Origin of the sequence: Paenibacillus sp. LHD-38, from assembly GCF_031157315.1 — a bacterium.
Lineage (GTDB): Bacteria > Bacillota > Bacilli > Paenibacillales > Paenibacillaceae > Pristimantibacillus.
On the sequence record NZ_JAVIFU010000055.1, the window covers coordinates 13873 to 26639 of the forward strand.

The following is a 12767-nucleotide window of genomic DNA, read 5'->3' on the forward strand; positions in this document are numbered from 1 at the left end:
TCCTTCATAATGATAGGGGTAGAAGTCGTTTCCTGCAGCATTCTTGAAATGCATTTTGAAGCGTATGCTTAAGAAGCAGGTTAATTTCGCAAAATTACTCAGGAGGCGTGAGAAATGACCAAGCTTTTGTCCAACTATGTAAATCGTGACCTAAGTTGGATTGAATTCAACCGAAGAGTTCTCCAAGAGGCTCAGGATCCCAGCAATCCGCTGCTGGAGAGAGCTAAGTTTTTGGCCATAGTGACAAGCAACTTGGATGAATTCATGAGCGTAAGAGTCGCAGGCATACAAATGCAGATGAGAGCCGGATTGTCGAAAATGGATTTTACCGGATATACGCCGTCCGGTCTCTGGAAAAGGCTCATTAAACGCGCAACGCAAATGGTTAACGATCAATACCGTACATATAGAGAAGTATTTCGGGGCCTCAGCCGTGAAGGAATATTTATTCGTTCGCTCGAGGAGCTCAACATTTCGCAGACGAAGGCGGTCTCGGACTATTTTCATGAAATTGTATTTCCTGTACTCACGCCTATGGCTGTCGATCAGAGCAGACCGTTTCCGCTCGTTCATACCAAAGAGTTATATTTGGCAGTGCTTTTAAGACAAGAGGGAGATGCTTCTGAGGAGGAGCCTTTGTTTGCGATTGTACAGGTACCGTCTATCCTGCCAAGGTTCGTTCCCGTTCCCGGAAGAATCAACAGCAAGAAGACTGAATTTGTGCTGCTAGAGGATTTAATCGAACAATTCATTGATACGTTATTCAACGGTTACATTCCTTTCTCCGTAAATCCGTTCCGCCTCACAAGGGATGCTGACATTACGCTGAACGAAGAAGATGCGGAGGATCTGCTCGAGGAAATCGAGAAGGAGCTTCGCCGTCGCCGCTGGGGAATTCCGGTAAGGCTTGAGGTTGCTAAGGGCATGCATCCCTATGCACTCGAAATGCTTACGGAAGAGCTGGAAATCGAAGATAATTTATTCGAAATCGACGGACCGCTTGATTTAAGCTTCTTAATGAAGTTCGCTAGTGCTGTTCCGGGCAATGATAATTTACGTTATGAGAAGCTGGAGCCGGTCTACCCGCGGGAATTCGATGATACCGACGACATGTTTGAAGTCATTCGTCAACGTGATGTGCTCATGTACCATCCTTACGAGTCGTTTGAAGCCGTAAATGATTTTGTTATGCAAGCCGCTTATGATCCGAACGTATTGGCGATCAAAATGACCTTATACCGCGTCAGCGGCCAGTCTGCGCTCGTTCAAGCGCTTGCGAAGGCTGGTGAAGCTGGGAAGCAGGTGACGGTTGTTGTAGAGCTAAAGGCGAGGTTTGACGAGGAACGGAACATTGCCTGGGCGCGTCAGCTGGAGAAGGCGGGCTGCCACGTCGTATATGGTCTAGTTGGGTTAAAGACGCATGCAAAAATATTGCTTGTCGTTAGACGGGAGCATGGCACTCTGCGCCGTTATGTCCATGTAGGCACCGGCAACTACAATGATAGTACGGCTACCTTGTATACGGACATCGGGCTGTTTACTTCGCACCCGATTATCGGCGGAGACGCATCGGCTTTATTTAATGAGGTAACCGGCTACTCTTCTCCATATGAGTGGAAAGCCTTCGGTGTTGCGCCGTCGGATTTGAAGGAAAAGCTATACCGGCTAATAGATCGGGAAAGATTGAACGCAATTGCTGGGAAACCGGCGCGTATTATCGCGAAGATGAACTCGCTGTCCAATCAGGAAATGATCGATAAACTTTACGAGGCTTCTCAAGCCGGTGTGAAAATAGTGCTTATTGTCCGCGGGGTTTGCTGCTTGCGGCCGGGCGTGCCAGGACGAAGCGAGAACATTCAGGTCATCAGCATCGTTGACCGTTTCCTGGAGCATGCAAGAATAATGTATTTCTATAATGGCGGGGAAGAAGAGGTTTATTTGTCGAGCGCGGATTGGATGACGCGAAACCTGACTAGACGGATCGAGCTTATGTGTCCGGTGTTCGACTCCACGCTCAGACAAATTTTGATCAAAATGCTTCATCTTAATATCAATGACAATGTGAAGGCTCGCGAGCTGCAGTCGAACGGTACTTATGAACACATAGTTAATGCTGATAAGCAGCCGTTCCGCAGTCAGTTCGAAGCGAAGATTATATCGTCGTGGAAGGGACGTGCGTAGCCGAATAGTCGAGGCTCGGCGTTACCCCCCACAGCTTTTTGAATTCGGTTCCCAACTCTTCAACCTCGCGTCGCTCAACGGCCAGCGTCCCGCGCGGCTGAATCGGTCGCAGCAGCAGTTGATTGCCTGACAAGTGGACATTGAGCTGCGCGATGGCCTGCGTTTCCCCGCGGTCAAGAGCAGCTGACAGCTGCAGCAGCGTGCCAAGCTTATAAATCACATCAAGGTCGGATTCGTTCAGCAGTTCTTTATATTCGGAAATGTGCTGGCGGGCCCGGCCCTTGCTTTTGTACGAGGCGATTGCTGCTGTCATGATCATCTCCCGATGGGTAATCCCATTTAACTGAGAGTTGATGATGAGGTAGAAGGAATGTCTCGCATATTCGTAATAATCGATAGATGCGCCTATTCGAAACAGTTGCGATGCTGTATCAAGCAGTACTCGAGTTTGCATCGGCAGCGGATGGTTATAATTGAGCACATCATAAATCTCAAGCGAGATGCGATTGACCTGAAGCACATGCTGCTTCGGCGCTTCCGGATGCAAGGCGCTCAAATTCGTTAGGCTGTATTTCAGCACGTCGTCCAGCTTGGGACGATTGGGAAACCGTGTCGCATGGAACAAGCCATCACGAAGCCCAGCTCCGCATATACGGTAATAGGAAGTTTTGGTTGCCCGGAACAAAGCCCTCAGAATGGCGACGCCTGGCACGACGACATCGGTGCGATCTTTGGACAAGCCCGGCAGCTTGCGTCTTTTGTCGAGAGGGAGCTTGCGCATTTGATGGAACAGCACATCGACCTGCTCGCTGGTAACCGGATAGTTATGCGTTTGCGGGAAGGGATATTTATATGCGGCTTGATGCATTTTACCTAATGCACGAACGGTGCCTCCTACTCCTACAAGCGGCAATCCCGGTGTCTCACCGATCCAACTCTCGTTACGTACTGCTTCTTGGACAAGTGCTTCAAGCGCCTTGAGCTCGTCGTCGCCCAACATGCCTTTCGTTCCGAAACGTTTATTGAGGCTGACGCAGCCAAACGGAAAAGAAACGGAGCGAACGAGGGAGCGGTTACGAAACAAAGAAAGCTCGGTGCTTCCGCCTCCGATATCAATCAGAAGGCCATCCCGGATATTCAGCGAGTTGATCATCCCTAGAAAACCGTAGGAGGCTTCATCCTCGCCGGAAAGCAATTCAATCGTCAAGCCGGTTTCGGCTTTTATCCGCCCAAGGATTTCAGATCGATTATTGGCATTACGAATGGCCGCCGTAGCGACAGCTCGAATATTGCTTGTATGATTATGTGTGCAAATCATGGTAAAATGAGTCAGCGTGTCGACAAGCTCGTCGATCGCTGTACCTGGAAGACAGCCGTCATCATCAATACGTTCGCTTAATCTGGCAGGCCGTTTGCTGCTATCCGCCACACGATGAGCACCATTTGCTGTCCTCTCATATACGACGAGACGGACTGAGTTGGAGCCTATGTCAATAATTCCGATACGTTGTCCTGTCATATAGCGCCTCCAATACAGCGAATTTTGCTCGTTATGTTATCTATCTGACATTTTACCACTATATTCGATTCTGTAAAAATAGTTTATAATGCGGCTAAAAATGGTGCGAATAGGGAAAAATGCTGCTGGAGCATACGACACGTTGTGGTGAAATAATAAGCGAAAAAAATATTAATGATGCTGATAAAGCATTTTTATGTCCGTATTTGTTCACTTCAGTGCCGAAATCATTTATGATTAAAGGCGACGGTACAAAAATGAATCCCTTTTATTGTTAACGATACCCATGTTAAAGGAGAGAGAACGATGACAGCAACTAAAGGTTTGGAAGGCATTGTAGCCGCGGCGTCCTCCATCAGCTCGATTATTGATGGCGTACTGACTTACCGTGGTATCGATATTGATGATCTCGCGGAAAATGCATCATTTGAAGAGGTCGCATATTTGCTTTGGTACGGAAAATTACCTACCCGTTCTGAACTTGACGGGCTGCAAAAGCAACTGGATCAATATGCAGCAGTTCCGCAAGGCGTTATCGATCAAATCAAGCTATATCCAAAAGATACAAACTCGATGGCTGCTCTTCGGACAGCGGTATCCAGTCTAGCATTGTATGATGCTTCCGCTAACGACATGTCCCCAAAAGCGAACCAACTGAAAGCAATTAAATTGCAGGCACAGCTGCCAACGATTATTGCTGCATTTGCGCGCATCCGTCAAGGACTAGAGCCGGTAGCTCCAAAGCAAGGCGTGTCAATCGCATATAACTTCCTATATATGCTAACTGGAAACGAGCCAGCTGAAGTTGCTGTTAAGGCACTTGATCAAGCACTCGTTCTTCATGCTGACCACGAATTGAACGCTTCGACATTCGCGGCTCGCGTTACGGTTGCTACTTTGTCTGACATTTATTCGGGCGTAACATCCGCAATCGGCGCTTTGAAGGGTCCTCTTCACGGCGGTGCGAACGAAGCTGTTATGGTAATGCTTGAAGAAATCGGTTCTGCAGCTAACGTTGAGAGCTTTATTAACAACGCGCTTGCGAATAAGCACAAAATCATGGGCTTTGGTCACCGCGTATACAAAAACGGTGATCCGCGCGCGAAGCATTTGCAAAAAATGTCGCGCGAGCTTGGCAAACTGACAGGCAACATGGAGCTTTACGAAATGTCTGTTAAAATTGAAGAGCTTGTAACAGGACAAAAGGGCTTGAAGCCGAATGTTGACTTCTACTCCGCTTCCGTTTACACCACGCTTGAAATTCCGCGCGACCTGTTCACGCCAATTTTCGCGATCAGCCGCGTATCCGGTTGGAGCGCTCATATTCTTGAGCAATACCAAGATAACCGTTTGATCCGTCCTCGTGCAGATTACGTTGGACCTGTTAATGCTAAGTACATCCCGATCGAGAAGCGCTAATCGCAAATGTAGGATATAATTGAATTGGAGGGCGAACAAGCCGTTCGTTCTCTCATTCAAAATATAATCCTTTATAAGGCTATACATATAAAAGATTATATACCTACATGAAATAATATTAACTTTTACCTGCCTCAGCGGCAGGTACCATTCTAAGGAGGATTTCATTCATGGCCCAGTTCGAAAAATTCGCACTTCCAACAGAAGGCGAGCAAATTACAATTGACAACGGTATTCTTCAAGTTCCTAACAACCCGATTATTCCTTTCATCGAAGGCGACGGCACAGGCCGCGACATTTGGAAGGCTTCGAAACGCGCTCTTGATGCAGCGGTAGAAAAAGCTTATAACGGCGAGAAAAAAATCGCTTGGTACGAAGTTTTTGCAGGCGAAAAAGCATTCAACGAGTACGGCGAGTGGTTGCCGGCTGATACGCTTACTGCAATCCGCGAATATATCGTAGCGATTAAAGGACCTTTGACAACGCCTATCGGCGGCGGTATCCGTTCTTTGAACGTTGCTCTTCGTCAAGAACTTGATCTTTACACTTGCTTGCGTCCGGTTCGTTACTTCACTGGCGTACCATCCCCAGTAAAACGTCCTGAGCTCGTTGACATGGTTATCTTCCGTGAAAACACAGAGGACATCTACGCGGGTATCGAGTACCAAGAAGGTTCCGCAGAAGTGAAAAAAGTAATCGCGTTCTTGCAAAACGAAATGGGAGCTAACAAAATCCGCTTCCCTGAAACTTCCGGTATCGGCATCAAGCCAGTATCGAAAGAAGGTTCACAACGTCTTGTTCGCGCAGCGATCGAGTATGCAATCAAACACGGCAAAAAATCCGTAACGCTCGTACACAAAGGCAACATCATGAAATATACAGAAGGCGCGTTCAAAAATTGGGGCTACGAAGTGGCTGAGCAAGAATTCGCTAACGAAACTTTCACATGGGGTCAATACGACCGCATTAAAGAAGCAGAAGGCACTGACGCTGCTAACAAAGCACAAAAAGAAGCAGAAGCTGCTGGCAAGCTAATCGTTAAAGACGCTATCGCGGACATTGCTTTGCAACAAGTTCTAACTCGTCCAACTGATTTCGATGTTATTGCAACATTGAACCTTAATGGTGACTACCTGTCCGATGCTCTTGCTGCTCAAGTTGGCGGTATCGGTATTGCTCCAGGCGCGAACATCAACTACTTGACTGGACACGCAATCTTCGAAGCAACTCACGGCACAGCACCTAAATATGCTGACCTTGACGTAGTAAACCCAGGTTCAGTAATCCTTTCCGGCGTAATGCTTCTTGAGCACCTAGGCTGGCAGGAAGCGGCTGACCTTATCTATAAAGGTATGGAAGCATCAATCAACAACAAAACAGTAACTTACGACTTCGCACGTTTGATGGAAGGCGCAACAGAAGTAAAATGTTCCGCATTCGCAGACGAAATCATCAAAAACATGTAGTCCATTCTTTAGCTTAAATAATAAGGGGAATCCCCCATATCTTTTCAATTGCATCCCTAATCTCTTCGCTCTAAGAATGACGTCCCGCTAGGGACACATTCCCGCTTTTCGCTCTAGGAATGGCGTCCCGCAGGGACAATTCCCGCTCTTCGCTCTAGGAATGGCGTCCCGCAAGGGACACATTCCTCCAGAAGCGTAAAGCGTGTCCCGCAGGGATGAAAGCGAGCCAAGCTCAACAGTTGCAAATGCGCGCAGGTCAAACTCCCGCGTTCGTCCAATTGGCAGGTGTCCAGAGGGCGCAGCGCCTCGGAGTCCTCCCTTGGAAGGGAGGATTTAGGTGGGTTCGAAAAGCATTAAGGATCGTAAATGAAAAAATGGGAGTCAAAGGGGTCTCCCCTCTCCCCTTCAAAATAAGCTATGTTACGGGAGGATTTACACAAGATGGCGATAAAACGTAAAAAAATTACAGTTGTAGGAGCTGGCTTCACAGGCGCGACTACAGCACTTATGCTTGCTCAAAAAGAACTAGGCGATATTGTTCTGGTCGATATCGCACCGCTTGAAAACCCAACTAAGGGTAAAGCGCTTGACATGCTTGAAGCTACTCCGGTACTAGGCGTAGACGCTAACATCATTGGTACTGCAAGCTATGATGACACGAAAGATTCTGATGTTGTAATCATTACTGCGGGTATCGCTCGCAAACCAGGCATGAGCCGCGATGATCTTGTAAGCACAAACGCAGGCATTGTGAAATCGGTATGCGAAAACATCAAAGCTACTAGTCCTAACGCTTACGTGATCATCCTAAGTAACCCGGTTGATGCGATGACTTATGCGGCATTCCAAACCCTTGGTTTCCCGAAGAACCGCGTAATCGGTCAATCCGGCGTACTTGATACTGCTCGTTACTGCACATTTATCGCCCAAGAATTGAATGTATCCGTTGAAGACGTTCGCGGCTTCGTGCTTGGCGGACACGGCGATGATATGGTTCCACTTGTTCGTTATTCGAACGTTGGCGGTATTCCAATCGAAAAATTGATTCCAGCAGAACGTATTGAAGCAATCGTGCAACGCGCTCGCGTCGGCGGCGGCGAAATCGTTAACTTGCTTGGCAACGGCAGTGCGTACTACGCACCTGCAGCGTCCCTAGTGCAAATGACAGAAGCCATTCTTAAAGATAAAAAACGCATTATTCCGGTAATCGCCTTGCTAGAAGGCGAATACGGCTACGATAATCTGTTCATGGGCGTTCCGACAATCATTGGTGGCGACGGCATCGAGAAAGTGCTTGTGCTTGATTTGACTGTTGAAGAAAAAGCCGCGCTTGATAAATCTGCTCAATCCGTTCGCAATGTTATTCAAGTCGTAACTGGCTAATTTACGAACTGCTCGCAGATGAAATAAATGAATGCGTTTGGGAGGACCCTGACAGAATGCTGCCAGGGTCCTCCCTGTTTATTTTTTAGAGCGTAAAAGTTTTGGTTGAGGAGGAGGGGTCAGGTTGATCGAACAAGCCAGAGAAGCGCTGAAACGGGTATACGGTTACGATTCTTTCCGAAAGGGACAAGAGGATATTATTTCGGGAATATTGCAGGGGCGCGATACATTGGCAATATTGCCTACCGGAGGCGGGAAATCGATATGCTACCAAATTCCATCGATGCTTATGCCGGGTACGTCACTTGTTATATCGCCACTTATTTCATTAATGAAGGATCAGGTGGATGCACTGCGTCGGGTAGGCGTGTCCGCGGCGTTTCTTAACAGCTCATTAGGAGCTGCTGAGTATCGTGAAGTCATGCGGAATGCCATGCAGGGCGAATATAAGCTGCTGTACGTTGCGCCTGAACGACTTGACGCGCCGATGTTCCAGTCGTTGTCGGAGCAGCTGTCCATTCCGCTCATCGCGATTGACGAGGCGCACTGCGTATCGCAATGGGGACATGATTTCCGTCCAAGCTACCGCCAGCTTGCAGGCTGGATTGCCCGTATGAAGGATCGGCCGCTCGTAGCTGCATTTACTGCGACGGCAACGACCGAGGTTGCGGCAGACATTTCGGAAATGCTGAAGCTTCGTGACCCGAGCGTATTTGTTACCGGGTTTGCCAGACCCAATCTGTCGCTATCCGTCATTACGGGAGTGGATAAGAAGAAGTTTCTTGAGAGTTTTGTGTCCGGGCGCAAGGAACAGTCCGGCATCATCTATGCGGCAACCCGCAAAGAAGTCGAGAATGTTTATGAGCAGCTGACACGCCGAGGCATTCAAGCTGGTAAATACCATGGCGGCTTATCGGATGCGGAACGGGCCGATACGCAGGAGAAATTCCGATTTGATGATATTCGCGTAATGGTCGCGACGAATGCGTTTGGCATGGGGATCGACAAGCCCAATGTACGTTACGTGCTTCATTGGCAGATGACCAGTGACATCGAATCCTATTACCAAGAAGCTGGCCGTGCGGGACGTGACGGCGAAGAGAGTGAATGTATTCTTTTATTCGAACCTGCCGATATGCAAGTACAGCGCTTCCTGATCGAACAGGGCACCGGAGATTCTGACCGTAAGTCTATTCAATTGTCCAAGCTTAATACGATGATGAATTTCAGTCGTACTCAGCGCTGCCTACAGCAATTTATCGTCGATTATTTTGGTGAGACCGGTGTCGAAGCTTGCGGCAAATGCAGCAGCTGCCTGGATAAGAGCGAGCCAGTCAATCGGACAGAGGAAGCAAAGATGGCGCTCTCTTGCGTTGGCCGGATGAAAGGTCGCTTTGGAGTGACGATGGCCGCTAAAGTACTGAAGGGATCAAGGGATAAGCGGCTGCTTGAGTTCGGTCTTGATCGCTTGTCCACCTACGGCTTGATGCGTCATTTGCCCGAGAAGGAAATTGCGGATTGGCTTTATTGGCTCGTTTCAGAAGGCTATTTAAAGCTCAGCGATGGGCAATACCCGGTCGTCTCTTTAACGGCGAACGCGCTTCCGGTGTTGGAAGGCCGCGAATCGATCATGCAAAGAGTAAGAGCCACCGTAAGGCAAGCCGCATCTGCCGATAGCGCCAATGCATCGCCTTTGTTCGATGCGCTAAAGCAGTGGCGCAAAGAAAAAGCCGCTGTGGAAGGGGTACCGCCGTTTATGCTTTTCTTCGACGCAACGCTCCGGGAAATTGCCAATGCGCAGCCGCAGTCGGTTGACCAGCTGTTAGGCGTGAAAGGGATCGGCGCGGCGAAAGCGGAAAAATACGGTGAGGATTTGCTCGCCATTATTCAAGCTTTTGATGGTGAAGACAGGACAGCTGTGAAAATTTCGGCCGTCCCAAGAGAGTTTGGTAAAAGTACGGGCGACGATGAGCAGCCAAGCCATCTGACGACGCTTGCGCTTTTTTCAGCGGGACAAGAACCGGACGAGATAGCGAAGGATCGCGGTTTAAGCAAAGTGACGATAGAAGGCCATATTATCCGCTGTGCGGATGAAGGCGAGGAAGTAGACTGGAGCCGAATAATTCCCGCAGAATACGAGCAATTGATCGTGGATGCCATAGGCGAGCAAGGTACGGAGAAGCTGCGGCCGATTAAGGAGGCATTGCCCGAGGAGGTTACTTATTTTGCAATTCATGGGGTTATGAGTAAATATGGTTTTAAAGGATAAAGAGGGATATCATTTATTCATTTGAAGACATTGGCGCCCAGGTGTGAAAATTTCGGGAACGATTCAGGATTTGTATCCTAAATGCATGTATAAAGGCCCGGATTGGGAGCGTAGTCATTTGAAAAAAATCTCGTTTCTGATAAACTATTCGATATACACAATTTTGGCAGGAGTGGGTCGTTGATTACGCTTTACCAAAACAGGAGGAGTAAAAATGGATAAGGCAATGTTGTTTTTGCATGTATTAGGTGCAGTCGGAATGGGGTTTTATATCGTGCTGCCAATCATGATAGGCAGAGCGTCCAAGCTAGCCGGCGTTGGACAAGGAGGTCTGGCGGAGGGTTTGCTTTCGGCGAATCGCATCGCTCAGTACTTTCTTATTTTGCAGCTGCTTACTGGCGGTTATTTGATGTCCCAGGCTGATTACACGGTAGCTTGGATGATAATCGTAGTCGTGCTTTTCCTTGGAGTAGCCGCGCTGGGCGGTATCATTTCCAAGCCGCTTAAGCTGGTCGTAGCTTCCATTCAAGAAGGCAAGAGCGCAACAGCGCATATTAGCAAAGCACGTGTTATGAGTATCATCGTGTTGGTGCTGTACATCGCGATCATTTACTTTATGAAGTTTCCAATGCTGGAAGTTTAATTCTTTATGCTTAATTATAAAACGTGGTAGGGGGATTTTAACGTGCATGAATCATCACCGCAAATTGTAACGTTTGGCGAATCCATGGCTCTATTTATGCCGCAGGAGCATAAGTCGATTGAACGTGCCGCGACGCTTGAACAAAGCTTCGGCGGAGCGGAAAGCAATGTCGCAATCGGGCTTGCACGTCTAGGTACCTCCGTCGGATGGTTCGGCGCGCTGGGCGATGATCCGTTCGGCAAGATAATATTAAAAACGCTGAGAGGTGAAGGCGTTGACGTATCGCGCGCGCAGGTCAGCACCGAAGCACCGACAGGGATGATGTTCCGCGAGCATGTAGCCGGCAGAATGGCTGTCCACTATTTCAGAAAGCATTCGGCTGCCAGTCGGATGCTGCCTGAGCACTTGGACGAGAATTATATTCGTGGCGCTAAGCTGCTTCATGTAACCGGTATCACGGCCGCGCTGAGCGAGGATTGCCGAAGAACCCTCCGCCGTGCGGTTGATATCGCGAAGGAAGCGGGCGTTCTGGTCAGCTTTGATCCGAACCTGCGTCTTAAGCTGTGGTCGATTGAGCAGGCCAGAGAGATTCTTTTGCCGCTTGCCGCAGAGGCGGATTACTTTTTGCCTGGATGGGACGAGCTGAAACTATTGTATGACACAGATGACTATGAGCATATCAAAGGTCAACTGACCGAGCTGAAAGCAGTGTCCATTATTAAGGGCAGAGGCGATACAACGGTCGTATTGAATAATGGGCAAGAGGAGAGCTTGCCATTTTATCCAGCCGAGCAAGTCATTGATACGGTCGGTGCGGGAGACGGCTTCTGTGCGGGCTTCTTGGCAGGCATTATGAAAGGCTTGTCTCCAGTAGAAGCGGTACGCCTTGCGAGCATTAACGGTTCATTAGTCGTGCAGATGCGCGGGGACTGGGAAGCTTTGCCGGAGTGGAGCGTCGTTGAGCAGCGGATGTCCGCCAAAGCCTGGGTGGAGCGCTGACAATGGCTGAAGCAAACGGCAACAAGGGGCAGCGGCGCCGTGAGGCCGTTCTGCAGCTGCTAAAACAGCAAGGAAGAGTTACGATACCGGAAATGGTTGAACGCTTTGGCTGTTCGGAAGCGACGGCTCGCCGGGATTTGGAGCAGATGGAAGCCGAATATCCCGTGATCCGCACCATTGGCGGGGCGATGTACGATGGCATGAATTCGGTAAGGGATATGCCGTTTGCGGAGAAGGAAGGCCTTTCGATTCTGGAGAAGGAGCACATAGCCGAGCTTGCTGCCTCTTTAATCATGGAAGGCGACGTGATTGGTTTGTCGGGAGGCACAACCAATTTTCTTATTGCGAAGACCTTAAAGTCCCGGAAGGGAATTACGGTCGTAACGAATGCCGTTAACATCGCCATGGAGCTTGCAGGCAGCGATATTCAAGTTGTCGTAACCGGCGGCATCATGCGACACAACAGCTTCGAGCTGTGCGGTCCGCTCGGGGAGGGCATGGTAGCCCATCTGCATATCGGAAAAATGTTTATTGGCGTCGACGGTATTTCTGCTGCTGGCGGTATTACGACTTATTCAGAGCAAGAAGCGCAAATTGCCAAAGCACTTATTAAACGTTCGCAAGCGGCCTACGCCGTGTTCGACCATACCAAAACAGATCGTACCTCGTTATTCTCTATCGCTGCTCTGGCGGAACTGCGCGGTGTTATTACAGATCTCCCGCTCACAGAGGAGCTGGCGGAAGTGATGAAGCAGCAAGGTATTTCTGTACATGTAACGGGTTAACCACTTGTTTGGGAAGACGTCAAATCCTGATGACTGGATTTGACGTCTTTTTTCTGTACCGCTAAAGTCAAAGCATGAGCGGTTTTGTGAATATTTCATGTGT

The 12767-nt window shown here is 48.9% G+C and carries 9 protein-coding genes; 8 read left to right on the forward strand and 1 reads right to left on the reverse strand.

The annotated features are described in order from the left end of the window. Positions 1-114: 114 nt before the first annotated feature. Positions 115-2181 carry a polyphosphate kinase 1 gene (gene ppk1 / locus RCO25_RS29310; RefSeq protein WP_308999619.1) on the forward strand — a complete coding sequence of 689 codons (2067 nt, stop codon included), beginning with the start codon at positions 115-117 and terminating at the stop codon, positions 2179-2181. On the opposite strand, the gene RCO25_RS29315 is transcribed toward ppk1, so the two are convergent. Beyond that, on the reverse strand, positions 2153-3700 hold the full coding sequence (locus tag RCO25_RS29315) for a Ppx/GppA phosphatase family protein (protein WP_308999620.1): 1548 nt from the start codon (positions 3698-3700) through the stop codon (positions 2153-2155). The two genes, ppk1 and RCO25_RS29315, sit on opposite strands and share 29 nt — an antisense overlap. 306 nt (positions 3701-4006) lie before the next feature. On the opposite strand from RCO25_RS29315, the gene citZ reads away from it, so the two are divergent. From citZ to RCO25_RS29350, 7 genes are all read left to right on the forward strand, one after another. Beyond that, on the forward strand, positions 4007-5119 hold the full coding sequence (gene citZ, locus RCO25_RS29320; RefSeq protein WP_308999621.1) for a citrate synthase: 1113 nt from the start codon (positions 4007-4009) through the stop codon (positions 5117-5119). Between the two features lie 170 nt (positions 5120-5289). Beyond that, a complete protein-coding gene (gene icd, locus RCO25_RS29325; RefSeq protein ID WP_308999622.1) occupies positions 5290-6585 on the forward strand; it encodes an NADP-dependent isocitrate dehydrogenase in 1296 nt (431 codons plus the stop codon). Positions 6586-7026: 441 nt separating this feature from the next. Further along, positions 7027-7968, forward strand: a complete 942-nt coding sequence (mdh, locus tag RCO25_RS29330; RefSeq protein ID WP_308999623.1) for a malate dehydrogenase — start codon at positions 7027-7029, stop codon at positions 7966-7968. A gap of 124 nt (positions 7969-8092) precedes the next feature. Next, entirely contained in the window at positions 8093-10237 is a 2145-nt protein-coding gene (gene recQ / locus RCO25_RS29335) for a DNA helicase RecQ (RefSeq protein ID WP_308999624.1), read from the forward strand. Positions 10238-10451: 214 nt separating this feature from the next. Then, positions 10452-10880, forward strand: coding sequence for a hypothetical protein (locus RCO25_RS29340; RefSeq protein ID WP_308999625.1), 429 nt, complete (start codon positions 10452-10454; stop codon positions 10878-10880). Between the two features lie 42 nt (positions 10881-10922). Beyond that, positions 10923-11879: a sugar kinase gene (locus tag RCO25_RS29345; protein WP_308999626.1), complete on the forward strand. Its 957-nt coding sequence runs from the start codon at positions 10923-10925 to the stop codon at positions 11877-11879. Positions 11880-11881: 2 nt separating this feature from the next. Continuing rightward, complete coding sequence (locus tag RCO25_RS29350) at positions 11882-12664, forward strand: DeoR/GlpR family DNA-binding transcription regulator (RefSeq protein WP_308999627.1); 783 nt, start codon at positions 11882-11884, stop codon at positions 12662-12664. Positions 12665-12767: the final 103 nt, after the last annotated feature.

Excerpts from the sequence above, each read along its gene's own strand:
- ppk1 (WP_308999619.1), top strand. The coding sequence starts at position 115 with ATGACCAAGCTTTTGTCCAACTATGTAAATCGTGACCTAAGTTGGATT.
- RCO25_RS29315 (WP_308999620.1), bottom strand. The coding sequence starts at position 3,700 with ATGACAGGACAACGTATCGGAATTATTGACATAGGCTCCAACTCAGTC.
- citZ (WP_308999621.1), top strand. The coding sequence starts at position 4,007 with ATGACAGCAACTAAAGGTTTGGAAGGCATTGTAGCCGCGGCGTCCTCC.
- icd (WP_308999622.1), top strand. The coding sequence starts at position 5,290 with ATGGCCCAGTTCGAAAAATTCGCACTTCCAACAGAAGGCGAGCAAATT.
- mdh (WP_308999623.1), top strand. The coding sequence starts at position 7,027 with ATGGCGATAAAACGTAAAAAAATTACAGTTGTAGGAGCTGGCTTCACA.
- RCO25_RS29340 (WP_308999625.1), top strand. The coding sequence starts at position 10,452 with ATGGATAAGGCAATGTTGTTTTTGCATGTATTAGGTGCAGTCGGAATG.
- RCO25_RS29350 (WP_308999627.1), top strand. The coding sequence starts at position 11,882 with ATGGCTGAAGCAAACGGCAACAAGGGGCAGCGGCGCCGTGAGGCCGTT.